The sequence below is a fragment of the Vibrio sinensis genome, assembly GCF_003605645.1.
GTDB lineage: Bacteria > Pseudomonadota > Gammaproteobacteria > Enterobacterales > Vibrionaceae > Vibrio > Vibrio sinensis.
In genome coordinates this window covers 17796-44188 of record NZ_QVMU01000023.1, presented here as the reverse complement: position 1 = coordinate 44188, position 26393 = coordinate 17796, and the positions used below count along the sequence as shown (strand labels likewise).

At 42.4% G+C, this 26393-nt stretch carries 27 protein-coding genes and 1 tRNA gene; 16 read left to right on the top strand and 12 right to left on the bottom strand.

Annotated elements, in window-relative coordinates; translation table 11 throughout:
- Nucleotides 1–97: 97 nt before the first annotated feature.
- The 9 genes from DZ860_RS18550 to rpsU form a co-directional block, all read right to left on the bottom strand.
- Nucleotides 98–2053: a PTS mannitol transporter subunit IICBA gene (locus tag DZ860_RS18550; protein WP_120034259.1), complete on the bottom strand. Its 1956-nt coding sequence runs from the start codon at nucleotides 2051–2053 to the stop codon at nucleotides 98–100.
- A gap of 514 nt (nucleotides 2054–2567) precedes the next feature.
- The gene (locus tag DZ860_RS18545) at nucleotides 2568–3584 is read right to left on the bottom strand and encodes a TRAP transporter substrate-binding protein (RefSeq protein WP_243641887.1); all 1017 of its coding nucleotides are present in this window, start codon (nucleotides 3582–3584) and stop codon (nucleotides 2568–2570) included.
- 387 nt (nucleotides 3585–3971) lie between these two features.
- Complete coding sequence (locus tag DZ860_RS18540; RefSeq protein ID WP_120034255.1) at nucleotides 3972–4412, bottom strand: exoribonuclease R; 441 nt, start codon at nucleotides 4410–4412, stop codon at nucleotides 3972–3974.
- A gap of 166 nt (nucleotides 4413–4578) precedes the next feature.
- Nucleotides 4579–5712 carry a GGDEF domain-containing protein gene (locus DZ860_RS18535; RefSeq protein WP_120034253.1) on the bottom strand — a complete coding sequence of 378 codons (1134 nt, stop codon included), beginning with the start codon at nucleotides 5710–5712 and terminating at the stop codon, nucleotides 4579–4581.
- Between the two features lie 159 nt (nucleotides 5713–5871).
- Nucleotides 5872–5947: transfer RNA gene (locus tag DZ860_RS18530), tRNA-Ile, on the bottom strand.
- A 145-nt stretch (nucleotides 5948–6092) separates the two neighbouring features.
- Nucleotides 6093–7943, bottom strand: coding sequence for an RNA polymerase sigma factor RpoD (rpoD, locus tag DZ860_RS18525; protein ID WP_120034251.1), 1851 nt, complete (start codon nucleotides 7941–7943; stop codon nucleotides 6093–6095).
- A 98-nt stretch (nucleotides 7944–8041) separates the two neighbouring features.
- Nucleotides 8042–9799 carry a DNA primase gene (dnaG, locus tag DZ860_RS18520; protein ID WP_120034249.1) on the bottom strand — a complete coding sequence of 586 codons (1758 nt, stop codon included), beginning with the start codon at nucleotides 9797–9799 and terminating at the stop codon, nucleotides 8042–8044.
- A 97-nt stretch (nucleotides 9800–9896) separates the two neighbouring features.
- Nucleotides 9897–10340 (bottom strand): GatB/YqeY domain-containing protein, encoded by a 444-nt coding sequence (locus DZ860_RS18515; RefSeq protein WP_120034247.1) that lies wholly within the window; start codon nucleotides 10338–10340, stop codon nucleotides 9897–9899.
- A gap of 26 nt (nucleotides 10341–10366) precedes the next feature.
- A complete protein-coding gene (gene rpsU / locus DZ860_RS18510) occupies nucleotides 10367–10582 on the bottom strand; it encodes a 30S ribosomal protein S21 (protein ID WP_001145625.1) in 216 nt (71 codons plus the stop codon).
- A gap of 229 nt (nucleotides 10583–10811) precedes the next feature.
- On the opposite strand from rpsU, the gene tsaD reads away from it, so the two are divergent.
- Both tsaD and DZ860_RS18500 read left to right on the top strand, forming a co-directional pair.
- Nucleotides 10812–11828: a tRNA (adenosine(37)-N6)-threonylcarbamoyltransferase complex transferase subunit TsaD gene (gene tsaD, locus DZ860_RS18505; RefSeq protein WP_120034245.1), complete on the top strand. Its 1017-nt coding sequence runs from the start codon at nucleotides 10812–10814 to the stop codon at nucleotides 11826–11828.
- Nucleotides 11829–11959: 131 nt separating this feature from the next.
- On the top strand, nucleotides 11960–12778 hold the full coding sequence (locus DZ860_RS18500) for an alpha/beta fold hydrolase (RefSeq protein ID WP_120034243.1): 819 nt from the start codon (nucleotides 11960–11962) through the stop codon (nucleotides 12776–12778).
- Nucleotides 12779–12815: 37 nt separating this feature from the next.
- On the opposite strand, the gene plsY is transcribed toward DZ860_RS18500, so the two are convergent.
- Nucleotides 12816–13427 carry a glycerol-3-phosphate 1-O-acyltransferase PlsY gene (gene plsY / locus DZ860_RS18495; RefSeq protein WP_120034241.1) on the bottom strand — a complete coding sequence of 204 codons (612 nt, stop codon included), beginning with the start codon at nucleotides 13425–13427 and terminating at the stop codon, nucleotides 12816–12818.
- Nucleotides 13428–13636: 209 nt separating this feature from the next.
- Here plsY and folB point away from each other — a divergent pair, with 209 nt between their 5' ends.
- The 11 genes from folB to rpoS all read left to right on the top strand — a co-directional run bounded on the left by folB (nucleotide 13637) and on the right by rpoS (nucleotide 21464).
- Nucleotides 13637–13990, top strand: a complete 354-nt coding sequence (folB, locus tag DZ860_RS18490) for a bifunctional dihydroneopterin aldolase/7,8-dihydroneopterin epimerase (RefSeq protein ID WP_120034239.1) — start codon at nucleotides 13637–13639, stop codon at nucleotides 13988–13990.
- Nucleotides 13987–14469 carry a 2-amino-4-hydroxy-6-hydroxymethyldihydropteridine diphosphokinase gene (gene folK / locus DZ860_RS18485; RefSeq protein WP_120034237.1) on the top strand — a complete coding sequence of 161 codons (483 nt, stop codon included), beginning with the start codon at nucleotides 13987–13989 and terminating at the stop codon, nucleotides 14467–14469. Before folB ends, folK begins: the two co-directional genes overlap by 4 nt.
- A gap of 21 nt (nucleotides 14470–14490) precedes the next feature.
- Nucleotides 14491–15294 carry an undecaprenyl-diphosphate phosphatase gene (locus DZ860_RS18480; protein WP_120034235.1) on the top strand — a complete coding sequence of 268 codons (804 nt, stop codon included), beginning with the start codon at nucleotides 14491–14493 and terminating at the stop codon, nucleotides 15292–15294.
- A 188-nt stretch (nucleotides 15295–15482) separates the two neighbouring features.
- Entirely contained in the window at nucleotides 15483–15764 is a 282-nt protein-coding gene (ftsB, locus tag DZ860_RS18475) for a cell division protein FtsB (RefSeq protein WP_120034316.1), read from the top strand.
- Nucleotides 15764–16465, top strand: a complete 702-nt coding sequence (gene ispD / locus DZ860_RS18470; protein ID WP_120034233.1) for a 2-C-methyl-D-erythritol 4-phosphate cytidylyltransferase — start codon at nucleotides 15764–15766, stop codon at nucleotides 16463–16465. The genes ftsB and ispD overlap by 1 nt, the downstream gene beginning before the upstream one ends.
- Nucleotides 16466–16474: 9 nt before the next feature.
- A complete protein-coding gene (ispF, locus tag DZ860_RS18465; protein ID WP_120034231.1) occupies nucleotides 16475–16951 on the top strand; it encodes a 2-C-methyl-D-erythritol 2,4-cyclodiphosphate synthase in 477 nt (158 codons plus the stop codon).
- Between the two features lie 51 nt (nucleotides 16952–17002).
- Nucleotides 17003–18085 (top strand): tRNA pseudouridine(13) synthase TruD, encoded by a 1083-nt coding sequence (truD, locus tag DZ860_RS18460; RefSeq protein ID WP_120034229.1) that lies wholly within the window; start codon nucleotides 17003–17005, stop codon nucleotides 18083–18085.
- Nucleotides 18082–18840 (top strand): 5'/3'-nucleotidase SurE, encoded by a 759-nt coding sequence (gene surE / locus DZ860_RS18455; RefSeq protein ID WP_120034227.1) that lies wholly within the window; start codon nucleotides 18082–18084, stop codon nucleotides 18838–18840. The genes truD and surE overlap by 4 nt, the downstream gene beginning before the upstream one ends.
- A gap of 2 nt (nucleotides 18841–18842) precedes the next feature.
- Nucleotides 18843–19469: a protein-L-isoaspartate(D-aspartate) O-methyltransferase gene (locus DZ860_RS18450; RefSeq protein ID WP_120034225.1), complete on the top strand. Its 627-nt coding sequence runs from the start codon at nucleotides 18843–18845 to the stop codon at nucleotides 19467–19469.
- A gap of 2 nt (nucleotides 19470–19471) precedes the next feature.
- A complete protein-coding gene (locus tag DZ860_RS18445) occupies nucleotides 19472–20392 on the top strand; it encodes a peptidoglycan DD-metalloendopeptidase family protein (protein WP_120034223.1) in 921 nt (306 codons plus the stop codon).
- Nucleotides 20393–20471: 79 nt separating this feature from the next.
- Nucleotides 20472–21464: an RNA polymerase sigma factor RpoS gene (gene rpoS, locus DZ860_RS18440; RefSeq protein ID WP_120034221.1), complete on the top strand. Its 993-nt coding sequence runs from the start codon at nucleotides 20472–20474 to the stop codon at nucleotides 21462–21464.
- A 162-nt stretch (nucleotides 21465–21626) separates the two neighbouring features.
- On the opposite strand, the gene DZ860_RS18435 is transcribed toward rpoS, so the two are convergent.
- Together DZ860_RS18435 and DZ860_RS18430 are read right to left on the bottom strand one after the other, a co-directional pair.
- On the bottom strand, nucleotides 21627–22895 hold the full coding sequence (locus DZ860_RS18435) for an HlyC/CorC family transporter (protein ID WP_120034314.1): 1269 nt from the start codon (nucleotides 22893–22895) through the stop codon (nucleotides 21627–21629).
- 114 nt (nucleotides 22896–23009) lie between these two features.
- The gene (locus DZ860_RS18430) at nucleotides 23010–23804 is read right to left on the bottom strand and encodes a cytochrome C assembly family protein (RefSeq protein WP_120034219.1); all 795 of its coding nucleotides are present in this window, start codon (nucleotides 23802–23804) and stop codon (nucleotides 23010–23012) included.
- A 182-nt stretch (nucleotides 23805–23986) separates the two neighbouring features.
- Here DZ860_RS18430 and ffh point away from each other — a divergent pair, with 182 nt between their 5' ends.
- The 3 genes from ffh to rimM all read left to right on the top strand — a co-directional run bounded on the left by ffh (nucleotide 23987) and on the right by rimM (nucleotide 26383).
- Nucleotides 23987–25369, top strand: a complete 1383-nt coding sequence (gene ffh, locus DZ860_RS18425; protein ID WP_120034217.1) for a signal recognition particle protein — start codon at nucleotides 23987–23989, stop codon at nucleotides 25367–25369.
- 197 nt (nucleotides 25370–25566) lie between these two features.
- Nucleotides 25567–25815, top strand: coding sequence for a 30S ribosomal protein S16 (rpsP, locus tag DZ860_RS18420; protein WP_120034216.1), 249 nt, complete (start codon nucleotides 25567–25569; stop codon nucleotides 25813–25815).
- A gap of 19 nt (nucleotides 25816–25834) precedes the next feature.
- The gene (gene rimM / locus DZ860_RS18415; protein WP_120034214.1) at nucleotides 25835–26383 is read left to right on the top strand and encodes a ribosome maturation factor RimM; all 549 of its coding nucleotides are present in this window, start codon (nucleotides 25835–25837) and stop codon (nucleotides 26381–26383) included.
- Nucleotides 26384–26393 lie beyond the last annotated feature (10 nt).

The window sequence follows — 26393 nt, the reverse complement described above, 5'->3', positions numbered from 1 at the left end:
CTAACGACATTTTTGGGTGAGGCCAACCATATAGGGGGAATTGCTGGCCTCGTTTACTCTCAGGAGTATTTTGTATTACTTAACCTATGTGTTTTGGTTAAGCCGCTTTCGTGCCTGACAGGATGTTAAGAATTTCATTTACATCCGTTGTGCTCGTCAGCTTTTCGATGGCACCAGGCTCATCGAGTGCGTTAGTAATAGAGGTAATAACTTGAATGTGTTCATCATTTTTTGCGGCAATACCAATCACCAATTTCGCTATATCATCACGGTCATCAGTAAATTGAACTCCCGCTGGATATTGGCAAATGACGATGCCAGTTTTCTTTACTTTATCTTTTGCTTCAATTGTGCCGTGAGGTACAGCAATTGACTCACCTAGGTAGGTAGGAACTAATTTTTCGCGCTCGAACATCGCATCAACATATTCTGGTTCAACGTAACCAAGCTCCACCAATTTATTACCAGCAAAGCGAATCGCTTCTTCTTTGCTTGAGGCATGTAAATCTAAATGGATATTCTCTGATTGAATTTGGAATACCGATGGTTGTTGTGGTTCAAAACTATCATCGTTAGCGGCGAGTACAGAGACTTTAACCATCTGGTCATCATTCGCCGCCGTTTGCTTTTGGGCTGCGAGTAATTTGGTCACGAGTTGGTTGTACATTTCACTATCAAGGAAGTTAGTTAAAGAAATATGTTGTGCATTTGGTGCGTGCTTGCGAGCACGATCCGTTAGATCTTTATGGGTAATCACGATATCGACACTCTCTGGCAAACTATTAATGGCAAGGTTGGTTACTTTGATGTTCAGACCTGCGTTTTGAATTTTTTTACGCAGCATGCTTGCACCCATAGCGCTTGAGCCCATCCCTGCATCACAGGCAACAATGATGCTTTGTACGTTTGCCATATCGATATTATTTTTACCTTTTGCGCTTACCGAGTGACCTGCTTTAGGGCTCGATTTCATTTCACGCATTTGATTTGTTGCTTTATCTAATGCTGTCTCATCATCACCATCTTCTTCAGTGGTTGATTGTGTTTTCATTAGTATTGCAGCGACTGCGAAAGAGACAGCGGTTGCTGATAAAATCGAGGCCAATACGCCAACAATAGAACCTTTTTGTGTCATCAGTAGAATAGCGAAGATTGACCCTGGTGAAGCAGGAGAAACAATACCCGCATTAAATACTGTTAGGACAAATACGCCAGTCATACCACCAGCAATAGCAGCAAGGATTAGACGTGGATTCATCAGTACGTAAGGGAAGTAAATCTCATGAATACCGCCGAAAAAGTGAATGATTGAAGCTCCACCAGCTGTTTGTCGAGCAGTACCTTTACCAAATACCATGTAAGCCAATAAGATGCCAAGACCTGGTCCAGGGTTTGATTCGATTAAGAAGAAGATCGATTGACCTGTTTCTGAGGCTTGCTGGATACCTAGTGGAGAGAAAATTCCGTGGTTAATAGCGTTATTAAGGAATAGGATCTTCGCCGGTTCAACAAAAATAGAGGTAAGTGGAAGAAGATGAGCTGATACTAGAAAGTTAACGCCAGCTGCTAGTCCACCAGAGAGGATTTTTACAAATGGGCCAATCAATAAAAACGCTAAGATAGCGCAAAGCATACCAATGATGCCGGCAGAGAAGTTGTTCACCAACATCTCGAAACCACTTTTCACTTTGCCATCAATGTAGTCATCGAACTTTTTAATAGCCCAACCACCCATAGGTCCGACCATCATCGCGCCCATGAACATTGGAATGTCTGTACCGACAATGACACCCATTGTTGTAATGGCACCGACAACTGCCCCACGATCACCACCAATGATTTTACCGCCGGTGTAACCGATCAACAGTGGGAGTAGGTAAGTAATCATTGGGCCAACCATGGAAGCTAGCGTTTCATTTGGTAGCCAACCTGTTGGAATAAATAGTGCGGTAATAAAACCCCACGCGATAAACGCGCCAATATTGGGCATAACCATATTGGATAGGAAGCGTCCAAAATTCTGTATCTTGATCTTAGTATCTGGTGATATCATTAGGATTCCCCGTTCGACGTTCTGATGAAATTGTTTGAGTAAACGGCTCGCCAAAGCCGCTGATTGCTTAGTACCCAATCAATTTACCACACCATTTGATTTTAGAACCGTCGACGGGTTTTTTGTGACTGCTAGCAAGTTAATCACGTGACCAAATTATTTTTGCGTGATCCTTTTCAAATTTACATGCTGTAATTTTCCTACATAACTCACAAGAACAAAAAAGCAACACTTTTTTGTGGTCATATGTCTCAATTTTGATTATGGGGATTACTTGTCGATGTAGATCTAGATCACTAATATGGATTATTTGATCTTTGAATTGATCGCAACTGTGATTTTTATCACGCTGTGCTTTTGTGTTGCCCAGGGTTGATTTGTGATTTAACTCCCACTTTGTCTTTTGCTGAAACTTAATGACAGTATTGTCATTGAGTGTGATTAGTGTCTGTGATACCTAGGGTAGGCAACTAGAGTCCCGAAATCTTACGACACTCTAGCGTGATTGAATGATCTAGTTAGCGTTGAGGTAAGCTTTGGTTGAGATATCAGTCCAAGAGCGAACTTTAGATAAATACTGGCGTTGCGACTCAATAATACGTTGAGCCACAGGATCTTTACTGGCTAACTCCTCAAGTAATACTTGTTTTTCGTTGTTTAACCTTTCAAGCACTGCTGAGGGAAACTCCATAATTTGGACATTCGGGTATTCTTGGCTCATGGTTGCCCAACTATTAGCATTGGCATCAATAGCTTGAGTATACATATCAAAAGCTGAAACTCGGAAAGCAGTTTCTAGAATGACTTGCAGATCTTTTGGTAATTGCTCCCAAGCTCGTTTATTGACGAGGAATTGAGTTTCAGAACCTGGTTCGTGCCAAGCAGTGTAATAATATGGGGCAATTTTCTGAAATCCCATGCGTAAGTCAAATGCCGGACCTACCCACTCTAGAGCATCTATCGTTCCGCGCTCTAAAGAGGTATACAACTCTCCAGGAGCAATGTTGGTTGGTTTCGCCCCAACTCTTGCCATTACCTCTCCTGCAAACCCGGGAATTCGTATTTTCAGACCTTTGAGATCATCGATACTCTTTATCTCTTTTTGGAACCACCCACCCATTTGGATATCAGAGTTTCCTCCTGGGAAAGAGAGCAAGTTATGAGGGGCATAGACCTCTTGCATTAACGTCATACCGCCACCATGATAGAACCACGCATATTGCTCTGTAGAGATCATGCCAAAGGGCATGGCAGAAAAGTACAGGGTATTAGGTACTTTACCTTTCCAATAATATGACGCGGAATGGCCAAGGTCATATTGTCCTGATTTGACCATATCAAATATACCCATTGGGGCTTTGTGCTTGTTGGCAGAATCAATGCGAATCTGTAAGCGTCCGTTTGACATCTCTTCAGCCAGTGTCGCCATATTTTTAGTAGCATCGCCAAGAATTGGAGTATTGGGGCCCCATGTTTCAGCCAGTTTTAATCGATAGATTTTTTCTTGAGCAAAAGTATGCAGTGACGCCATGCTAACCGCCACTACTGTGACAATTTTGATGATGTGTTTATTCCATGAGTTCATTGGTGTTACTTCCTGTAATGACTGATTGGCGAGTCTCTAGGGTTAAAGTTCTTTCTCTAACCGTCAAGGTATTAGGGAAGATAGCTAGAAATTCAACTAGCGTGATTATGCTTAGTTTTGTTTACTATTTGGATTGAATGCAAGCGTGGCTAGGGGAGTGGGTGTTTTTATCTGTATGTCTAATGAGTATATTTAGACCATTATGCTGTTGCTGAAAATCTAGCTAAGATCACAACAAATGTTAACCGATGAATACTTTTCTATATGGGAGCGAAGAGAGCCTCGAGCAAATAAAATATTTACTCGAAAGCTTATTGGTTTTTAAGTGAAGTACTATTGGGCGATTTTCGCGTATTGACGAAGCAAATCAGTCAATGTTGTCACCCATTCCAATGTATTTTCCGGACTTTGCTTCAGCAGAACTTCCACATGGTTGCAGTGCACTTCTAAAGGAATTGCTGCCTCTAAATGAAAAGAGATAGCGTAGAAGTGCCAAAGCACCAAGCGTTGCATGCGTAGTATGTTTTGCGCCGAGTTTTCTGATTCTTGGAATAATGCCGGCAATTGACTCAATGCTATTGCATTTAGACGTAGCATTGCATCAAGTTGCGCTTCATGCAGTTTATCTTCTGATTCTGTTTCTTCGCTGTCAAAAGTGAAAATCTCGCTTAAGTACTCTTCAGGTACTAAACGATGAACCATGCGTAGACTCAGTTCTTCTAATTCTTCGCGGGGCATAGTGGATAGACAAGAGAATGTATAATCGAGCTGCATTAGAACTTACTTCTTTAAAAATGGGAGTCGCATTGTAGCGAATTGAGGTGAGATTTCTAGCGTCGCTTTGTTTACTATGCTTGATAAGAAAGCGCCTAGCTAAAGGCGACTTCTTCTTTATTCAACGGTTGAAGTGCAGTGCACGTGTTGTTTAATCTCGATAGTATTAGCAGCGGGTTTTGTTGTTAATACAAACGACAATATTTCGCCCATTAGCTTTAGCTTCATAGAGAGCTTTGTCAGCTTTGTCTAAGAAAAATAGAAAGTCTTCTTGTTGGACTGGGATGTGGTTAAATACGCCAATAGAACAAGTGAGCTGGTGATGTATATCTTCTACAGGATTGGAGAGGATGATATTAGAGATATGGGTACGAATGACTTCAGATAGGTTACAGACTTCTTGTGGATTTGAATGACAAACTACGACCAAGAACTCTTCTCCTCCCATACGAAAGACAAAATCACCAGGTCGATTAAACATCGACGATAGTACGCGACTAACTTGCTCAATGCCCTCATCACCTTTTAGGTGCCCTAGTGAATCGTTTAGAGCTTTGAAGTGATCTAAGTCAACCGCAATAAAACTGAGAGGATATTGTTCGGATTTGGCTTGTTGAATCTGTTCAGGGATGACCGTCATGAAATGGCGACGATTAAATAGTCCTGAAAGCTCATCAGTAATAGCAATATGATGCAACTTTTTGTTCAGCGCCATGAGTTTCTTTTCAGCGATAATACGTCGGTGCTTTTCACGAATGAGATCAATAGCATGAGCGGAAAGCTCTTCGTACATAGTGAGTACGGTGTCGATCAATACGCCAACAGAGCCTTTCATTTGTTTTTTCGTGTTTCGTTTTGCTTCGTCTAAGGTTGCGCCATTTTTCAGCTCATGTAGAGCAAGACACATTTTTTTGTCATCATCGAGAATGTGAAGCGCCAACCAACGAATCAAAAATTGTAGAATGTTCTCAATAGTTTCTTGCCAGTTACTTGTTGATGCTCTTTCCTTGATTTTTGATATGTCAGGAATAAATGAATCATGCACTTGTGCATGCGTTTGCATCCAGCCATCTTGCTGAAAATACTCACCCCAAATACGCTCTTCTTCAGAAAAATGGTATTGAGCATAATCGGCCAACTCATCGAATACTTCGGCGACTTCAATATGATTTTCATGAACGAGAGAATTGGCTAACTTATTGACCAGTAGAAAAAGATTTTTATGCTGATCATCAATAGTTTGAATTCCAGTCTCAAAGTTCTTATTCCAAGGGAAAACCACGATTTCGTTATTGGGCATCACTAATACAGCTTATTTCAACATGATTAGCCGGATGTTACCTTGCAGCGCTAGAAATAAAAAGAGTTATGAAGTGATATATCAATAGAGGTTTGAACTAAGATCAAAAAAGCCTGACGAATTTCTTCATCAGGCTTTTAAATTCTTTTACCACAAAAGTGGTGGCCCCTCCCAGACTTGAACTGGGGACCAATCGATTATGAGTCGACTGCTCTAACCACTGAGCTAAGGGGCCTTTGTAGGGTACTGATTATAGGGGATGCGTCTGGGACTGTCTAGCCACTAACAGGGGTAATTGCGTCTAGTTTTTGTTCAATCAAATCAAGTTAATACAAAAAAGGTGAGCTAATGCTCACCTTTTGGATTCCGACTAGGAATTTCTACTCGTCAAGGAAACTACGTAGTGTTTCTGAACGGCTCGGGTGACGAAGTTTGCGTAGTGCTTTTGCTTCGATCTGACGGATACGTTCACGAGTTACATCAAACTGCTTACCTACCTCTTCAAGAGTGTGGTCAGTGTTCATGTCGATACCAAAACGCATACGAAGCACTTTCGCTTCACGTGGCGTTAAGCCAGCTAGAACATCTTTTGTTGCCATTCTTAGACTGGTTGCAGTTGCTGAGTCTAGTGGCAGTTCTAGTGTTGTATCTTCAATGAAATCACCTAGATGCGAATCTTCGTCGTCACCGATTGGTGTCTCCATTGAGATTGGCTCTTTAGCAATTTTTAGTACTTTACGGATTTTGTCCTCTGGCATTTGCATACGCTCTGCCAGTTCTTCCGGTAATGGTTCACGACCCATTTCTTGTAGCATTTGACGAGAAATACGGTTTAGTTTGTTGATCGTTTCGATCATGTGAACCGGGATACGGATCGTACGTGCTTGGTCTGCAATCGAGCGAGTGATCGCCTGACGGATCCACCAAGTCGCGTAAGTTGAGAACTTATAACCACGACGGTATTCAAACTTATCTACCGCTTTCATCAAACCAATGTTACCTTCTTGGATTAAATCCAAGAATTGTAAACCACGGTTGGTGTATTTCTTCGCGATAGAAATTACCAGACGCAAGTTCGCTTCAACCATCTCTTTCTTAGCACGACGAGCTTTTGCTTCGCCGATAGACATACGACGGCTGATGTCTTTAATGTTTTGAACCGTTAGTGATGTTTCATCTTCAATGATTTTAAGTTTTAAAATCGAACGACGAATATCATCTTCACTACGCTTAATTTTCTCAGCGTATGGCTTGTCTGAAGCTAGGATTTCATCTAACCAAGCATCATTTGACTCGTTGCCAGTAAATAGCGCGATGAAAGATTTCTTCGGCATTTTACCGTATTCAACAGTTGTCTTCATGATTAGACGTTCTTGGGTACGAACACGTTCCATAGAGGTACGTAGTTCTTCAACCAAGTAATCAAACTGCTTTGGTGTCAAACGGAATTCACGGAATACTTCAATTACGCCGTCATGTGCACTGCGTGCTTTCGGGCTTTCAGCGCCATGTTCATTCGCAACAAGCTGGTAGTTTTGGAAAGTGTTACGTAAAGCCGTGAACTTCTCTAAAGCAAGTTCAGGGTCGATACCTACATCTTCTTCCTCATCATCTTCATCATCGTCGCTATCATCTTCGTCGCTGTCTTCATCAGCAAGTTCAGATTGAGCAAGTTCAGAACCGATGTGAGTTGCTGTCGGTGCTGCTGTTTCGTCTGCATCAGGATCAACAAAACCAGTGATCAGGTCAGTAAGACGAAGTTCTTCCGCTTGAATACGGTCGAATTGCTCTAGGATGTACGGAATAGTGCCTGGATATTCAGCGACAGCATATTGAACTTGGTTAATACCATCTTCAATACGCTTCGCGATATCGATCTCGCCTTCACGAGTAAGTAGCTCTACTGTACCCATTTCGCGCATATACATACGCACAGGGTCGGTGGTACGACCGATTTCGCTTTCTACGCTTGATAGTGCGGCCGCGGCCGCCTCTGCTGCGTCTTCATCTGTGATCGCGTCATCATCGTTTAATGCAAGATCATCAGCATCAGGAGCAGTTTCCACTACTCGAATGCCCATGTCGTTGATCATTTGGATGATATCTTCGACTTGCTCTGAATCGACGATCTCTGCAGGAAGATGGTCATTTACTTCTGCGTAGGTCAGATAGCCTTGTTCCTTGCCTTTAATGACAAGTTGTTTTAGCTGAGACTGCGGATTTTGATCCATAGACGGTATCCAACTTAGTATCTGGTGAAGGAATTAGTATGCGATATGCAAACCATACATGTTAACAAATTAAATGTTTGCTGACTATCCAAATAGGGTTACGCTTTCAAATCTAGCATTAAAGCTAGTAGCTCCCGTCTTTCTTCGGCTGATAAACCGACGCTTCTTTCTTTGGCCTGCAGGTTTTCAATTTGTTTTTCGACACACTGGGCTAGAATTCTATCCAATGAGTCTAAAAATATATCTTTTTCGTTGTCTTCATCGAGAGGGATTTCCCACCCGGCAAGACGCGACAGTAATGCTTCTTGGTTACTGTTTCGCCAATGTTCTAATAACTGGCCTGTATTGATATGGGGATGCTGGTGGCAATAATCAAGCACCATAATGAACAAACTTAAGCCAGGAACCGTTAAGCCGCTCACACTAGAGAGATCCGGTACCATTTGAGCATAGCTCGGATTTTGAATAAGCAAAGCGATAACTTCACGCATTGGTGTGCGCTTTATCTCTTTATGCGGCTGAGGTTGTGTTTCGATGCGTTTCTTTTTGTATTGACGTAGTTGATTGTCAAAACCAGTCCGTTCATCTAACAATTTTTCCAATAACTCTTGAAAGTAAGGGTCAGGAATTTTATCAATCAATGCACTCGCATGTGCACGCAAGGCTGATTTACCCTCATTACTTCCTAAATTTAATTGGTGAATTTCTATCAAGTTATCAAATAAATAACTAGATAGTGGCGTCGCTACTTCGATCTGTTGCTCAAATGCTTCTTTGCCGTATTTGCGGATATAACTGTCTGGATCTTCGCCATCAGGTAAAAATAGGAACTTTAATGTGTTTCCTGTCTTTAGAAATTGCAGAGCATTTTCCAGCGCGCGCCAAGCCGCTTCTTTACCTGCACGGTCACCGTCATAACAACAGACAACAGTATTGGTTTGGCGGAAAAGAAGTTGGATATGGTCACCAGTTGTTGACGTACCCAGAGATGCAACAGAATAATCCACACCATATTGGGCGAGCGCAACTACATCCATATAACCTTCGACAACAAGGATCTTTGCTGGTTCTCGATAAGCTTGGGTTACTTCATATAATCCATAAAGCTCTTTGCCTTTATGGAAGATCGGCGTTTCCGGTGAATTGAGATATTTTGGTGTACCATCACCAATAACACGGCCACCAAACCCGATCACTCGCCCACGGCGATCTCGGATAGGAAACATGACGCGACCACGAAATCGATCATAGCGGTTGCCTTTGTCATTCTCAATCAGCATACCGCCAGACACTAGCATATCTTGGGTCTGAGGGTTGTTGCCAAAGTTCTTTCGGATCAGATCCCATTCGTCAGCGACATAACCGATGCCAAATTTTTGGACGATCTCGCCAGATAAGCCACGATCCTTTAGGTAATCGATCGCGATCTTACTACTAGAGATCTTTAATTGATTCCGATAAAACTGAGCAATACTCGTCATTAAATCGTATAAAGATCGTTTCTCTTCAGCATTGGCTTGAGGTTGATTCGAGTTGAATTGACCACCTTGTCGCTGCTCTCTTGGTACATCTAAGCCAATAAATGAGGCCAGTTCTTCGATAGCTTCAACGAATTCTAATCGCTCGAATTCCATCATGAAATCGATGGCATTACCGTGTGCGCCACAACCAAAGCAATGGTAGAACTGCTTTTCTTGGCTAACGCTGAAAGAGGGGGTCTTTTCGTTATGGAATGGACAGCAAGCGCCGTAGTTTTTGCCTTTTTTCTTAAGTTTTACACGCGCATCAATAATATCGACAATATCGAGTCGAGCGAGGAGATCATCAATAAAGTTGCGAGGGATGTGTCCTGCCATAAAACCTTAGAAAAACGCACTAACAATGAGATGGGGTAGATACAAACAAGCCGTGCAATCAGAGGATAGCACGGCTTGTTGCAAATAGGCTGGGCGATTAAGCCAGTTTAGAGCGAACTAAACCGCTTACTTTACCCATATCTGCACGCCCTTGAATTTGAGGTTTAAGAACGCCCATCACTTTACCCATGTCTTGCATGCCCGCAGCACCAGATTCAGTTATTGCAGCTTCAATGAGTGCGTTAACTTCTTCATCAGTAAGCGGTTGAGGCATAAAATCCTCAAGTACCGTGATTTCAGCTTTCTCAACATCAGCGAGATCTTGACGACCTGCAGATTCATATTGAGCAACAGAGTCGCGACGTTGTTTAACCATTTTAGTCATTACAGCAAGAATGTCGTCGTCGCTCAGAGTGATCCGTTCGTCAACTTCACGTTGCTTAATTGCTGCTAGGGCTAAACGAATAGTGCCAAGGCGCAATTTGTCCTTGGCTTTCATCGCTAATTTTTGCTCGTCTTTGAGTGTATCAATTAGAGCCATAACTATAATCCTTTAGGACTTAGTTATTAGTACAGGCGAACGCGACGAGCGTTTTCGCGAGCTAGCTTCTTAGCGTGACGCTTTTGAGCTGCTGCTTTAGCGCGTTTGCGAACTGTAGTTGGTTTTTCGTAGTGCTCACGACGACGCACTTCAGAAAGGATACCTGCTTTTTCGCAAGAGCGTTTGAAACGACGTAGTGCAACGTCGAACGGTTCGTTTTCACGTACTTTAACTACTGGCATATGCCTTTCACCTCAGGGGTTAATTCGTTAATGCTGGAATCACAAGCCCAAACTGCTTCGTTTGGACCATAACCAGCTTGATCAAAAATGGTGCGGAATTTTAATCCGATCACAATAGCTTTGTAAAGCATTTTGTCGATTATAGTCTGTACAAAATTTGTTTGAAAAGCCAAGGCGAGGTAAGATTGCGTCAATTTTGAATGATAGACAGAACTGTCCAGAGTAGACCATGCGTATTATTGGTATCGAAACCTCTTGTGATGAAACAGGAATCGCCATTTATGATGACGAAAAAGGCTTACTTTCTCATCAACTTTACAGCCAGGTAAAACTGCACGCCGATTACGGTGGTGTCGTACCAGAGTTAGCTTCACGTGATCATGTGAAGAAAACAATTCCGCTGATTAAAGCTGCAATGGCAGAAGCAAATTTAACGCCTCAAGACATTGATGGTGTTGCCTACACAGCAGGGCCTGGATTGGTCGGTGCACTCCTGGTTGGGGCGACGATTGGCCGAAGTCTTGCCTATGCGTGGAACGTGCCTGCAGTTCCAGTACACCACATGGAAGGGCACTTGCTTGCGCCTATGTTGGAAGACAACCCACCGCCATTCCCATTTGTCGCTGTTTTAGTCTCTGGTGGCCATTCGATGATGGTTGAAGTGAAAGGGATTGGGGAATACAAAATTCTAGGTGAATCAGTCGATGATGCAGCTGGTGAAGCGTTTGATAAAACGGCCAAGCTGATGGGGCTAGATTACCCAGGTGGACCGCTATTGTCTAAATTGGCAGAGAAAGGCACGCCGGGTCGTTTTAAGTTCCCTCGTCCTATGACTAATGTTCCCGGTTTAGATATGAGCTTTTCAGGTCTGAAAACTTTTACAGCTAACACAATTGCTGCAAATGGTGATGATGACCAAACTCGCGCTGATATTGCATTGGCATTCGAAGAAGCCGTTTGTGCTACGTTGTCGATTAAGTGTAAACGAGCTCTAGAGCAAACTGGTTTTAAACGTATCGTTATCGCTGGTGGTGTGAGTGCGAACAAACGCTTACGAGCTGAGTTAGCAAAATTGGCCAAGAAAATCGGTGGCGAAGTCTATTACCCTCGTACAGAGTTTTGTACCGACAATGGTGCAATGATCGCTTATGTTGGTATGCAACGCCTTAAAAATGGTGACATTGCGGATCTTTCGGTTCAAGCCACACCGCGCTGGCCAATTGATCAATTGGATCCAATTGTTTGATCGACTAACTTCGATCTTAAATGATCTTCTGAAAGGCTACCTATTTATTAGGTGGCCTTTTTTATTACTGGTGTGAATTCGACGCAAAATTCAATGATATAGTGCAGATGAAATTTTTAAGGGATGAACGGATGAATAAATTTCTTATCGATGGCCATGAGATGGCGTACTTAGATATTGGTGATGGTCCGGTGATTGTGTTTGGCCACAGTTATTTGTGGGATAGCACTATGTGGGCTCCACAGATTGCACATTTAAGTCAATCTTATCGCTGTATTGTTCCTGAACTATGGGCTCATGGGCAATCAGACTATGCGCCAGAGCAAACGCGAACATTACAAGACTACGCGAAACAAGTCTTAGCTCTGCTTGATGATTTACAAATAGAGCGCTTCTCTATTGTCGGGCTATCCGTTGGGGGGATGTGGGGCACTGAGCTTGTGTCATTAGCACTAGCTCGTGTGGACGCCTTAGTATTGATGGATACGTTTGTGGGTTTAGAGCCGGAAGTGGCTCATAAAAAATATTTTGCTATGTTGGAAACGATCGCAGTAGAACAGCATGTGCCAGATTCAATTATTCAAACAGTGGTACCACTGTTTTTTGCTAATGAAGCGCATCAGAATCACCCTGAACTGGTGACAGCTTTCGCACAGAGTTTGGAGCAAGTAAAAGGCCAACAAGCGGTAGAGTTAGCAAAAATAGGTCGAATGGTTTTCGGTAGACGCGATCAAATAGAAGAGATTGAAAACTTTGCGTTGCCAACATTGATTGCAGTAGGGCAAGAAGATAAGCCTCGTCCAGTGCTGGAGTCTTATTTGATGCAGGATTGTATTTCGGGTAGTCAACTTGTTCAAATCCCTAATGCAGGGCATATATCGAATCTTGAACAGCCAGAGTTGGTAAATCGGATACTATTGGATTTCTTTGCTGGTGTGTTACCTCGATAAGCCGAGTGTTCAAAGCATGTTTTAAATAATAAAGCCTCTATGAGGCTTTATTAAGTCCATCTTTCTTTTCACCAATTTTTGGTTCTTTTCCCTCGTATAGACGTCTAATGTTTTGGTGGTGCTTAAATACAATTAGGCAGCAAAGCATGGCAACGGGGAGTGTGTATTGTGGTTTTACTAACCATGTATACATAGGGGCAAGTAAGACAGTCACAATGGCAGATAGTGATGAATATCGAAAAAGGATCGCAACGACCAACCATGTGACGATCACCATTGCGGTCAAATCTAGCCCTATAGGTGCGATAGCACCAAGTGCCGTCGCTACGCCTTTTCCGCCTTTAAAGTGGAAAAATATCGGGTACATGTGACCTAAGCACGCAGCAATCGCGACAACACCGAGTAAAATCGGCTCGATATTAAGAAAGTAGCCCCCCCATACCGGAATGGTGCCTTTGAGCATGTCACATAATAAAACGGCTAATGCAGCTTTGCGGCCGCCAATACGCAGGACGTTTGTTGCACCTGGGTTGTTGGAACCAACGCCTCTAGGGTCGGGTAGCTTTAGCAATCGACAGATCAGCACAGCACTCGAGATCGAACCCAAAAGGTAGGCAAAAATGATCATGCTAAGAGCGAGTGGGGTCATAGAAAGGGGACTCGTTTGAAACTGCTGTTAGTCGGACAAGTAATTGATATCATAACTTGCGCATATCCCTAAGCAACCTAAAGATGCTCGATTCAAAGAGAATTGCTCAGGTATAATAGCTCAAACTACTTACTGTCATAGTTCGTTGGCAAAATAGTACGACTTTTTCTCTTCATTAGGTATCCGACCTCTACAGGAAGCAACATCGTATGGATAAAGTATTTATTGAACAATTGAGTGTTATCACCACAATCGGTGTTTACGATTGGGAACAAAAAATCAAACAAAAACTTGTACTTGATATTGAAATGGCACATGACAATCAACCAGCAGGCAAAAGTGATGATGTTGTTGATGCGCTTGATTACTCAAAAGTTTGCCAAGCAGTTTTAGAGCATATCGAAAATGGACGCTTTTTATTGGTTGAGCGTGTTGCTGAAGAAATCGCAGAACTCATTATGCAGCGTTTTAGTGTGCCTTGGGTGAAGATCCGTCTGACAAAACCGGGTGCGATCCCTCAAGCAAAAGGGGTTGGTGTGGTGATTGAGCGAGGCTGTGCATGATCACCGCTTATATTGGTATTGGAACCAATATTGACCGTGAAAAACATATCGAAGCTGCTCTTGATGAACTCAAGGCTTTAGGGACGGCGATTCGCATTTCTACTATTTATGAATGTGAGGCAGTCGGTTTCGAAAGTGATGCATTTTACAATCTTGTAGCAGAAGTGAAAACACAGTTAACTTTGACGGATTTTTCACAGGCGTTACGTAGAATAGAAAACAAATGGGGCAGGGAAGAGAACGCAGCAAAATTTCAGCCACGTACTTTAGACCTTGATATCATTTTGTTTGGCGAGCACGTCTCTGTTCAAAAACCTGAATTACCAAGACGTGATATTTACAACTACTCGTTCGTTATTCAGCCGCTTAATGAACTGTGCCCTGAGCTTATTGTTCCCGGGGACGGTCGTTCTGTGCGGGAAATTTGGCAAGAATCGAAAAATATAGAATCAATGACTGTGGTGACACTATGGTTTTAACTAGAACAATAATGAGTTTTTATGAGTTACTTTGAAGCGTTTATTTTGGCCTTAATCCAAGGCTTAACTGAGTTTTTGCCTATTTCCAGCTCTGCTCACTTGATTTTACCATCTGCTGTTTTTGGTTGGGCAGATCAAGGGTTAGCATTTGATGTAGCGGTTCACGTAGGCACCTTGGCCGCAGTTATGATCTATTTTCGTAGTGAAGTGGTTAGTTTACTAACTGCGTTTTTTGCTTCGATTTTTAAAGGTGATCGCACTAAAGAAGCAAAATTAGCATGGATGATTTTACTGGCAACAATACCAGCCTGTATTTTTGGTTTGTTCATGAAAGACATCATTGAAATCTATCTTCGCAGTGCTTGGGTTATTGCAATTACCACCATAGTGTTTGGTCTGCTGCTATGGTACGTCGACAAGAATGCTCCATTAGTTGACGATGAGTATCAAGCCGATTGGAAAAAGTCACTGATTATTGGTGTGTCACAAGCTTTGGCTATGATTCCGGGTACGTCTCGTTCTGGTGCAACCATTACAGCAGCACTGTATCTTGGTTTTACCCGTGAAGCAGCGGCTCGTTTTTCATTTTTAATGTCAATTCCCATTATCTTACTTGCAGGTGGTTACCTTACGATGAAGCTGGTTGCATCGGGGGAAGCCGTTCACTTGGGCGTATTGGCAACAGGAATTATCACATCATTTATTAGTGCATATATTTGTATTCACTTTTTCTTGAAGTTGATTTCACGCATGGGAATGATGCCGTTCGTGATTTATCGTCTGATGCTTGGCTTTGGCTTATTGGGTTTCTTAATGATGAATTAATCCTCCTATTTAAAAGTAATGATCTCATACTTTTAAATAGCCAATGAAGATTTGAATATCAGAGCCCGTCGGTTTTTTTAGCGTTCGCGTTGAATGAATCGATGGGCTTGTTTGTATCTGCCCTCGCTTGGTTTGCGACATTATGGTATAAAATTAGGCCTTTACCGTTCTCTTCTTTACATATTCTTATGCGAACTTTCTCTCTGCTCTTATTGTTGTTGTTTGGCTGGCTTCAGTACACATTGTGGCTAGGAAAAAATGGCATCGCGGATCTCCAACATGTTAACGCGGACATTGAAGTTCAAAACCTAGTTAATACCAACTTACTTGCACGTAACGATGAAATGTTTGCGGAGATTGATGATCTACGCCAAGGGCTTGATGCCATTGAAGAACGTGCGAGGCATGAGCTAGGTATGGTTAAAGAAGGCGAGACTTTCTACCGAATGGTAGGAGATGAACAAAGATAATGACTGTCAAATCAACTTTATCACTGGTGGCAATTGTCCCTGCCGCGGGTGTTGGTAGCCGTATGAAAGCGGATCGCCCTAAACAATATTTATTGATTAATGGTAAAACCGTTTTAGAGCATACTGTACTCAAGCTATTGTCTGATCCCCAAATCAAAATGGTCGTAGTGGCGGTAGGTGAGGATGACCCTTACTTTTCTTCTCTCGCGATATCTAAACATCCACAAGTTGTTCGAGTCGCCGGTGGAAAAGAGCGAGCAGATTCTGTTTTATCTGGGCTAAACTATGTTCAGCATCATTCGCTTAGTGAGTGGGTGCTTGTTCATGATGCAGCGAGACCGTGTGTAAGCCTTGATGATTTGAATGCGTTGTATGACATCGCAAGTCAACATGATACGGGCGGTATATTAGCGACGCCAGTTAGAGACACCATGAAGCGGGCTAATGATTTACAAAATATCGATCATACCGTTGAACGAAATCAGCTATGGCATGCGCTGACGCCACAAATGTTTAGAACTGATTTGTTAACTCATGCGCTATCAGATGCATTAGATAAGCACGTCGTGATTACTGATGAAGCATCCGCGATGGAGCGGTTGGGTCTTACACCGGCATTAGTGCTAGGTTCTGCGAGCAATATAAAAATCACTCAACCAGAAGACTTGGCGTTAGCTGAGTTTTATTTAAATCGAAATTAAGGATAACCCATGATTCGAATTGGTCACGGATTTGATGTGCATAAATTTGGTGGGGAAGGTCCTGTTATTATTGGGGGCGTCGCTGTCCCTTATGAACAAGGCCTTATTGCCCATTCAGATGGTGATGTCGCATTGCATGCACTTTGTGATGCGTTGCTTGGCGCTATTGCTGCAGGCGATATTGGTCGTCACTTTCCTGATACGGACGCAGAATGGAAAGGCGCAGATAGCCGTGGTTTATTGCGTGATGTTTATCGTCGCGTTAAAGAAAAAGGCTATCGCTTGGGCAATGCTGATATTACGATCATTGCACAGGCTCCTAAAATGGCGACCCATATTGAAGCAATGTGTGTAACTATTGCTGAAGATTTAGAAACTGATATTGGCAATATCAATGTCAAAGCGACCACAACAGAACGTCTTGGTTTTACAGGACGTAAAGAAGGTATCGCGACAGAAGCTGTCGTTTTACTTGTTAAGCAATAATTTTTTTAATTGCACCAGAGCAATTTTGAGCTTGGTGTGATGGTAACTACTATGTCGGATATTTTATCTTCATTGGCTTACTTAAATGGTAAACCAACCGCTCAAGGCAAATTAAAAGCACAAGCTGATCACTTTCAAGTGGTTGAAAATTTGGGCTTTGAATTTGATGGGCATGGCGAGCACTTAATGGTACGTATTCGCAAAACTGGCGAAAATACGGCGTTTGTTGCAAATGAATTAGCTAAAGCTTGCGGTGTAAAGTCAAAAGACGTGAGTTGGTCTGGTTTAAAAGATCGTCATGCTGTGACTGAGCAATGGTTGAGCGTTCATTTGCCAAAAGGTGAAACTCCGGATTTCACAGAATTTCTTGCTAAATATCCACAAATTGAAATATTGACAACTTGCCGCCACAATAAAAAGCTGCGCCCTGGTGACCATATCGGCAATGGGTTTGTTGTGACTATGTCAGAAGTGACAGATGTTGCTGATGTTGTTCGTCGTTTAGAAAACATCATGATTACAGGCGTGCCAAACTATTTTGGTAGCCAACGCTTTGGTCACAAAGGCAACAACCTGAGCGAGGCGCGTCGTTGGGGGCGTAATAACGTGCGCACCCGTGACCAAAATAAGCGCAGTCTGTTTCTTTCTACTGCACGTTCATGGATCTTTAACTCGATTGTTTCCGCTCGTATTGAACAGGGCCTTTTCACACAAGCTATTCTAGGTGATATAGCACTGACGGATGTTAAAGCGAGTGACGAAGATACGGGGATTACCAATGCCAAACCTATCTTGGTGAATGCAGACAACCTTGCGAATATCAATGAATCTATCGCTAACGATAGCGTTCAGATTAGTGCGGCAATGGCGGGTGATAATGCGTTACCGACTCAAGATGCGGCTCTTGCACTAGAACAGCCTTGCCTTGATGCTGAGCCTGATTTGATGGCGTTAATTCGTGGTAACCGTATGCGTCATGATCGCCGCAGCATTATGCTGAAAGCACAAGACCTTCAATGGTCAGTAGATGGCGATAATATCACATTGAAATTTGCACTAGGTTCAGGCTGTTTTGCAACATCCATTGTTCGTGAACTGATTGAAGAAATTGAAGTGGAGCGTCAATATTCATGAGTCTCAAAACGCTGAAGGTTTTGCTTAGTAATGATGATGGAGTACATGCGGAAGGGATCCGTGTGTTGGCTGATGCACTAAGTTCAATCGCAGACGTTATTGTCGTTGCACCTGATCGAAATCGATCGGGTGCTTCAAACTCTTTAACGCTAGAGCAACCTCTTCGGGTAACTCAAATCGCTGACAACATTTATTCTGTTCAAGGAACGCCAACAGATTGTGTTCACTTTGCTTTGAATGAGTTGATGAAAGGTGAATTGCCAGATCTTGTCTTAACAGGGATTAATCATGGTGCAAACCTTGGTGACGATGTGCTCTATTCAGGAACCGTTGCCGCTGCAATGGAAGGGCATTTCCTTGGGGTTCAATCTATCGCATTATCTTTGGTTGGTAAGCACCACTTTGATACAGCAGCTCAAATTGCATTGAAACTTGTAAATCAACACTTGCAGCAGCCTATCCCGACCAATCGCTTAATTAACGTGAATATCCCAGATTTGGCTTTTGAACAATTATCTGGAATCTCGATCACTCGTCTTGGAGCTCGTCATCATTCAGAAGCGATGATAAAACAACAAGATCCACGTGGTCATGATATTTATTGGTTGGGCCCTCCGGGTAAAGAGCAAGATGCTGGTGAGGGAACCGATTTTTACGCCATTGAAAAAGGGTTTGTGTCGGTAACACCTTTACAGGTTGATTTGACCGCTCACGAATCTTTACGCGTGATGGATGTTTGGTTGAAAGGTGAGTAACAATGAGTAACCCGCATGCAGACAAACTGATTGATTTCCTTGTCGCTAGTGGCATCCAAGACTACGGCGTATTGGAAACTATTCGCTCATTACCGCGTGAGAAATTCCTATCTCAAGCGATGTTGCATCAGGCATACGATAACAATGCTCTACCTATCGGGCATGGGCAAACCATTTCTCAGCCTTACATCGTCGCTAAAATGACACAAATGCTGGAACTTAGACGTAACAGCAAAGTCTTAGAGGTGGGAACCGGCTCTGGTTATCAAACCGCTGTGCTTGCTCAGTTAGTCGATCATGTTTATTCGGTTGAACGTATCAAGGCTTTACAATGGGAAGCAAAAAGACGACTTAAGCAACTTGATATTTATAATGTATCAACTAAGCATGGTGATGGCTGGCAAGGTTGGTCGGCCAAAGCCCCTTTTGATGCAATAATTGTGACTGCAGCAGCGGAGAGTATTCCGACTGAATTATTAACACAGTTAAATGATAACGGGTTAATGGTTATTCCAGTTGGTGTAAATGAGCAACAACTATTAAAAATTACTCGTCGTGGAGATGAGTATCTTTCTGAAATAATTGAGCTGGTACGTTTCGTTCCACTGATTGCGGGTGATCTTGCTTAATCATGTCTTATAAGTCATTAACGCTATTTCTGTTTAGTCTTTGTAGTGTCCTAGTTGGGTGCGCTGCGCACTCCCCTGCACCCGTATCTAGTATACAAAAGGATTATGACTCGATTTCTCGAGGAAGTTACAGAGGGAGTTACTATCAAGTAGAAAGAGGGGATACGCTCTATTTTATCGCCTATGTTACGGATAAAGATGTCAAAGAGATTATTAACTATAACCAGCTATCCGCTCCTTATACGATATACCCTGGGCAGAAATTGAAACTTTGGCAACCGGCTTACCAAGCTCCCTCATACGGCAGAAAAATTATTCAACCTGCTGCACCAGTAGTAGTTGCCGCTGCTGTGACTAGCACCAAAGCAACAGCTGCACCCTCGAGTAAAAGCTCAAATCAAAAGGTTACATCGACTAGCTCGCAAAATGCTCAGAAAACGGTGAAAAAAGATCCAGTTAAGGTGGTTGAACAATCTAAACCAAAGGAGTATGTTGGAGTTAATGGTAAACAAAATGTTAACAATTCTAACAATAAACCGAAGCCTAAAAATGACAAAGTTACTAAGTGGCTTTGGCCAACCAAAGGGAGGGTAATCAAGAACTTCTCTGCTGGAGACCAGGGAAATAAAGGGATCGACATAGCAGGACAGCGAGGTCAGTCCATTATTTCTACAGCAGGTGGCACCGTTGTATATTCGGGTAATGCACTACGTGGTTACGGGAATCTCGTAATTGTTAAGCACAACGATAAATATCTTAGTGCATACGCGCATAACGATCGGTTGCTAGTACACGAAGGACAGAGTGTAAAAGCAGGCCAAAAAATAGCAACAATGGGTAGTTCTGGAGCCAATAGTGTTCGCTTGCACTTTGAAATTCGCTATCAAGGTAAATCCGTTAATCCAAAACGTTATTTACCGTAATATTCGCTCGCAATGAGCAATACCAATATAGCGACATTAGACGTAGTAATGTCTTGCTAGCTCGCCAGGGGGAGGCGCTATGAGTATCAGCAATGCAGCAACGAAAGTCGACGAGTTTGAGGCCGATGTAGAAGTAGTTAAGACGCAGCCAAAACAAGAACTCAAAAATAAAGAAAAAACCAATAGTGATACAGCAAAAGAGAAAGAAGAATTCGATGTTTCGACGAAAAGCTTAGATGCGACACAGTTGTATCTTGGGGAAATAGGCTTTTCACCGCTTTTAACCGCTGAAGAAGAAGTGCTGTATGCACGTAGGGCGTTAAGAGGGGATGAAGCAGCTCGTAAGCGTATGATTGAAAGTAATCTACGTTTAGTTGTAAAAATTTCGCGTCGCTATAGCAATAGAGGGCTTGCGTTACTTGATTTAATCGAAGAGGGAAATCTAGGTTTAATTCGAGCGGTAGAGAAGTTTGATCCTGAACGTGGATTTCGTTTTTCAACATATGCGACATGGTGGATTCGTCAAACTATTGAGCGTGCTTTAATGAATCAAACACGTACCATTCGTTTGCCGATTCATGTCGTGAAAGAACTCAACATCTATTTACGAACGGCTCGTGAGCTATCGCAAAAACTTGACCATGAACCTACAGCAGAAGAAATTGCATTGCAATTGGATAAACCCGTTGATGATGTCAGTAAAATGCTGCGCCTAAATGAGCGAATTAGTTCGGTCGATACACCGATTGGTGGCGATGGTGAGAAAGCACTTTTGGATATCATTCCTGATGTAAAAAATTCTGATCCTGAAGTGTCTACTCAAGACGACGATATTAAACATTCATTAATTCATTGGTTAGATGAACTGAATCCGAAACAAAAAGAAGTATTGGCTCGTCGCTTTGGTTTACTAGGGTATGAGCCATCGACACTGGAAGAAGTTGGTCGAGAGATCAACCTAACTCGAGAGCGTGTACGTCAAATTCAAGTTGAAGGTTTACGTCGACTACGAGAAATTCTTGTGAAGCAAGGCCTCAATATGGAAAGCTTATTTAGTGTTGAGGATGATTAAGCCGAAAGCATAGCTGACTGGATTTATTAATACAGGTTGCGCAGTGCTGATGAGCGAAATTGAATAAAGCCTTGGATTACCAAGGCTTTTTTGTTGGATAACGCTTCCTGCTATATGAGTTTCCTGATATAAACGAGATATACCATCGTCATAGCTAGGGGCTTATTGGTGTTGAGGGGGAAATACTTTTACCAATTGAATTCGGTTCCCCTCTAAGGTTATGACTTCCATTAAATGTCCAGAGACTTTTAAGCTTAAACGACTTTCTGGGATATCCTCTAAGTGTTCAAGAATGAGTCCATTTAATGTTCTTGGGCCATCGGTCGGCAACGTCCATTTCAGCCCTTTATTAATATCCCGAATATTCGCACTGCCTTTAATTAGAAAGCTTCCATCACCTTGTGGCGTAATCTCATCAGATAGATTTGATGTCATCGAGGTCGTAAATTCCCCAACAATTTCTTCAAGAATATCTTCTAACGTGATTAAACCAATAATGTCCCCATACTCATTGACAATCAGACCAATGCGCTGCTTATTGCGCTGAAATTTTAATAGCTGCACATTCAATGGGGTACTTTCAGGAATGAAATACACTTCATCTGCCGCTCTTAATAATGTGTCTTTATTGAATTCATTTTTTTCTAGCATGAGTCGGTAAGCTTCACGTAATCGAAGCATGCCAACCACTTCATCAATTTGATCTCGATAGAAAACGATACGCCCATGAGGGGAGTGCGTTAACTGACGAACAATGGATTTCCAATCATCATTAATATCTATACCGGTGATCTCATTTCGAGGCACCATGATGTCATTCACAGTGACATGCTCAAGATCGAGTATAGAGATCAGCATGTCTTGGTGACGTCGAGGTATTAAGCTACCAGCCTCATTAACAACAGTACGTAGTTCTTCTGAACTTAAGTGATCGTCATTACCATGTTTGCCCCTAACGCCTAATAAGCGGAGGAAACCATTAGTAATGAAATTAATCAATAAGACCAATGGAGAAAGTACTTTCATTAATATGCTGAGTAATATGCTGCTGGCGTACGATACTCGTTCTGGGTAAAGCGCTGCGAGAGTTTTCGGCGTGACCTCTGCAAAGACTAAAATGACTAAGGTTAATATCCCCGTAGCGATAGCAACACCGAGATCACCATAGAGTCGCATTCCCAGTATGGTAGCGATGGCTGATGCGAGAATATTGACAAGATTATTGCCAATTAAAATTAAACCAATTAGACGATCGGGGCGATCTAAAAGCTTTTCTACCCGTCTGGCACCCTTGTGTCCATTGTTGGATAGATGCTTGAGTCGATATCGGTTCAGAGCCATCATCCCTGTTTCTGAACCTGAAAAATACCCTGAAATTACAATTAGACACGCGAGTAGCGCAAATAAGATACCCGTTGATATGTCAGTCAAAGCGTTCTGCATCCTTTCATGTTTTGATTAATTTATGAACCAACTCTCTCGTTAAGTCAATTGCCAATAAGTCGCAGTTTTATATATAGGAAAGGAGCATGAATGCTCCTTTAGTTAGGTAAGAATGATCTCTCGCACGAACCGGCTACCAAAGTAGGCTAGTGTAAGAAGGGTTGCGCCAGCAACCGCAAACCAAGTGACTTTTCGACCTCTCCATCCTTTTTGATAATGGCCCCAAAGCAAAACGGAATAAATGATCCAAGCAATAAATGACAAGATTCCCTTATGCGCTTTCCCTTGAGCAAACATATCCTGAACAAACACAAAACCAGTAAGAAGTGTCCCTGTTAGCATCAAAGTCCCAATAAGGATTATCTTAAAAAGGTGTCTTTCAACCATCAATAACGGAGGTAAGTTCGGGTTAATAGCGAAAGATTTTTTTGCTTTAAGTTTATGATCTAACCAAGCAAGTTGAAGTGCGTATAGAGCACCAATAGATAGAGTAGAATAAGAGAACAGAGCAAGAGATATATGGATCAGCAATTTAGGGTCTTGCTCTAAATGCGTGATAAATGTACTCGGTACAAATGTCGCGACTAATAAATTAATCGCAGAAAAGCTATATACGACAGGAAGCAGAAACCAAATTCGATTTTTGAGCATAGCAATACTCATCACGAGGGAGATAATAAAGCTGATCAATGAAGCTACGTTCAGAATACTCAGGTTCTGGCCGATACTACCAAGAATGAGATCACTGAGTAGCCAGAGATGACAAGCCAATGCGAGGATAGCAGTCGTTAAGACGGTCTTTGTGCGAATACCTGTTTGATGAACCAATCCTGGAACAATAGCGGCGATGGCTAATAGATAGAGTATTGCAGCGCTTACAGTGACTAAGTTGTCCATTATTGTCTATTAAGCTGGTGGAATTTTAACAAATTATACCTTGCTACCTCACTCGCGGCTATGACTTATCTGTGCCCAATTACGCAACATGAGAGGTCAAAAGTCATTAGATCAGTGTCAAGGCGGTGTTGGCTAAGGTATACTCACAATAATTTATCGCCTAAATTAGCGAAGAGAAAAAGATGTTTGAAAATTTAACGGATCGTTTGTCTCGTACCCTGAAGAATATCAGCGGTAAAGGTCGTTTGACCGAAGACAACATTAAAGAAACATTACGTGAAGTGCGTATGGCTTTATTGGAAGCTGACGTTGCCTTGCCTGTTATCCGCGACTTTATTGCACGTGTTAAAGAAAGTGCTGTTGGTGTTGAGGTTTCTAAATCTCTAACGCCTGGGCAAGAGTTCATCAAGATCGTTCAAACCGAACTTGAAAGCGTCATGGGTGAGTCCAATGAAGCGCTGAACCTTGCAGCCCAACCGCCTGCTGTTATCTTAATGGCTGGTTTACAAGGTGCAGGTAAAACCACCAGTGTTGGTAAGCTTTCAAAATTATTGAAAGAACGTGAGAAAAAGAAAGTCTTAGTTGTTTCTGCCGACGTTTACCGTCCTGCAGCAATTAAACAACTAGAAACACTTGCGACTGATATCGGTGTTGATTTCTTCCCATCAAGTGCTGATCAAAAGCCGATTGATATTGCCAATGCCGCAATTGATCACGCGAAGAAAAAATTCTATGACGTGTTGGTTGTCGATACCGCAGGTCGTCTAGCCGTTGACGAAGTCATGATGGCTGAGATTAAAGACCTTCATAGTGCAATCAACCCAGTAGAAACACTGTTTGTTGTTGATGCCATGACGGGGCAAGATGCCGCCAATACAGCAAAAGCTTTTGGTGATGCATTACCTTTAACTGGTGTGATTCTGACCAAGGTCGATGGTGATGCTCGTGGTGGTGCAGCTCTGTCTGTACGTCACATTACGGGTAAGCCAATCAAGTTCCTAGGTGTGGGTGAAAAGACTGACGCACTAGAACCATTCCACCCTGATCGCGTTGCTTCACGTATTCTTGGCATGGGTGACGTACTGTCACTTATCGAAGATTTACAGCGTAATGTTGATACAGAAAAAGCAGAAAAACTGGCGAAGAAGTTTAAAGAAAAGAAAGGTTTTGATCTTGAAGACTTCCGTGAGCAGCTTGGTCAAATGCAAAACATGGGTGGCATGATGGGTATGATGGACAAATTACCAGGAATGAGTAATTTGCCTGCCAATGTTAAAGATAAAGTTGATGATAAGATGTTTAGCCAAATGGAAGCTATTATCAACTCTATGACAATGAAAGAGCGTCAACGTCCAGAACTGATTAAAGGTTCACGTAAAAAACGTATTGCTGCCGGCTCTGGTACACAAGTTCAAGATGTTAACCGTCTACTTAAACAATTCACCCAGATGCAGAAGATGATGAAAAAAATGCAGAAAGGTGGCATGAAAGGTATGATGCGCAACATGCAGGGTATGATGGGTGGCATGGGCGGTGGCGGCGGTTTCAATCCATTCGGTCGCTAAAAGTTTCTTTTCAACCTGTTAGCTAAGTCACAAACATATAGCCCTATTTGTGTTGGTGAAAAAATAGCTAAACTCCTTGCATTGCTCCGGGATAAGAGTAAAATTCCGGAGCTTTATTTTGGCACGAGACCCCAAACTGTTTACTGATAAACGGTTATTGGGGTTAATTTTATTTTTGAGAAAGCAAAGAGGACGACATGGTAACCATTCGTTTGGCACGTCACGGCGCTAAAAAGCGTCCATTTTATCAAATCGTAGTTGCGGACAGCCGTAACGCAGCAACTGGCCGTTTCATCGAGAAAGTTGGTTTCTTTAACCCAACAGCTCAAGGTCAAGAAGAAGGTCTACGTATCGACCTAGATCGCGTTAACCACTGGGTTGGTCAAGGCGCATCTCTATCTGACCGCGTAGCTAAGCTAGTAAAAGACGCTCAAAAAGCGGCTTAATTTAAGAAGTAGCTAGTTTATGTCGATGAAAGGTAAAGAAACGATGAGCGACGACAAAATTGTTGTAGGCAAGTTTGGTGCTACTTATGGCATTCGTGGTTGGCTTAAAGTTTTTTCCTACACTGACAATGCCGAAAACATATTCGATTATACCCCTTGGTATATTAACCAAAAAGGGGCATGGGTTGAGTACAAAGTAGAAAGCTGGAAACGTCATGGCCAAGGCTATGTATGTAAGCTAGCAGGGTTAGAAGTTCGTGAAGAATCACAACTGATGACTAACTTTGAAATTGCTATTAACCCAGCATCTCTACCTGAACTGTCAGAAGAAGAATTCTACTGGCGTGAATTGTTTGGTATGCAAGTAGTAACCACTAAAGGTTACGATCTAGGTGTCGTTACTGACATTCTAGAAACGGGCTCCAACGATGTTCTTGTAGTGAAAGCTAATCTGAAAGATGCTTTTGGGCAAAAGGAACGACTAATTCCGTTCCTTGAAGAGCAAGTGATCATTAAAGTTGATCGCCAAGCTCAACGGATCGAAGTTGACTGGGATCCTGGCTTCTAATTCTCTAAGT

Coding starts and splice junctions, on each gene's coding strand:
- DZ860_RS18550 (WP_120034259.1), bottom strand. CDS start 2,053: ATGATATCACCAGATACTAAGATCAAGATACAGAATTTTGGACGCTTC.
- DZ860_RS18545 (WP_243641887.1), bottom strand. CDS start 3,584: ATGGCGTCACTGCATACTTTTGCTCAAGAAAAAATCTATCGATTAAAA.
- DZ860_RS18540 (WP_120034255.1), bottom strand. CDS start 4,412: ATGCAGCTCGATTATACATTCTCTTGTCTATCCACTATGCCCCGCGAA.
- DZ860_RS18535 (WP_120034253.1), bottom strand. CDS start 5,712: ATGCCCAATAACGAAATCGTGGTTTTCCCTTGGAATAAGAACTTTGAG.
- rpoD (WP_120034251.1), bottom strand. CDS start 7,943: ATGGATCAAAATCCGCAGTCTCAGCTAAAACAACTTGTCATTAAAGGC.
- dnaG (WP_120034249.1), bottom strand. CDS start 9,799: ATGGCAGGACACATCCCTCGCAACTTTATTGATGATCTCCTCGCTCGA.
- DZ860_RS18515 (WP_120034247.1), bottom strand. CDS start 10,340: ATGGCTCTAATTGATACACTCAAAGACGAGCAAAAATTAGCGATGAAA.
- rpsU (WP_001145625.1), bottom strand. CDS start 10,582: ATGCCAGTAGTTAAAGTACGTGAAAACGAACCGTTCGACGTTGCACTA.
- tsaD (WP_120034245.1), top strand. CDS start 10,812: ATGCGTATTATTGGTATCGAAACCTCTTGTGATGAAACAGGAATCGCC.
- DZ860_RS18500 (WP_120034243.1), top strand. CDS start 11,960: ATGAATAAATTTCTTATCGATGGCCATGAGATGGCGTACTTAGATATT.
- plsY (WP_120034241.1), bottom strand. CDS start 13,427: ATGACCCCACTCGCTCTTAGCATGATCATTTTTGCCTACCTTTTGGGT.
- folB (WP_120034239.1), top strand. CDS start 13,637: ATGGATAAAGTATTTATTGAACAATTGAGTGTTATCACCACAATCGGT.
- folK (WP_120034237.1), top strand. CDS start 13,987: ATGATCACCGCTTATATTGGTATTGGAACCAATATTGACCGTGAAAAA.
- DZ860_RS18480 (WP_120034235.1), top strand. CDS start 14,491: ATGAGTTACTTTGAAGCGTTTATTTTGGCCTTAATCCAAGGCTTAACT.
- ftsB (WP_120034316.1), top strand. CDS start 15,483: ATGCGAACTTTCTCTCTGCTCTTATTGTTGTTGTTTGGCTGGCTTCAG.
- ispD (WP_120034233.1), top strand. CDS start 15,764: ATGACTGTCAAATCAACTTTATCACTGGTGGCAATTGTCCCTGCCGCG.
- ispF (WP_120034231.1), top strand. CDS start 16,475: ATGATTCGAATTGGTCACGGATTTGATGTGCATAAATTTGGTGGGGAA.
- truD (WP_120034229.1), top strand. CDS start 17,003: ATGTCGGATATTTTATCTTCATTGGCTTACTTAAATGGTAAACCAACC.
- surE (WP_120034227.1), top strand. CDS start 18,082: ATGAGTCTCAAAACGCTGAAGGTTTTGCTTAGTAATGATGATGGAGTA.
- DZ860_RS18450 (WP_120034225.1), top strand. CDS start 18,843: ATGAGTAACCCGCATGCAGACAAACTGATTGATTTCCTTGTCGCTAGT.
- DZ860_RS18445 (WP_120034223.1), top strand. CDS start 19,472: ATGTCTTATAAGTCATTAACGCTATTTCTGTTTAGTCTTTGTAGTGTC.
- rpoS (WP_120034221.1), top strand. CDS start 20,472: ATGAGTATCAGCAATGCAGCAACGAAAGTCGACGAGTTTGAGGCCGAT.
- DZ860_RS18430 (WP_120034219.1), bottom strand. CDS start 23,804: ATGGACAACTTAGTCACTGTAAGCGCTGCAATACTCTATCTATTAGCC.
- ffh (WP_120034217.1), top strand. CDS start 23,987: ATGTTTGAAAATTTAACGGATCGTTTGTCTCGTACCCTGAAGAATATC.
- rpsP (WP_120034216.1), top strand. CDS start 25,567: ATGGTAACCATTCGTTTGGCACGTCACGGCGCTAAAAAGCGTCCATTT.
- rimM (WP_120034214.1), top strand. CDS start 25,835: ATGTCGATGAAAGGTAAAGAAACGATGAGCGACGACAAAATTGTTGTA.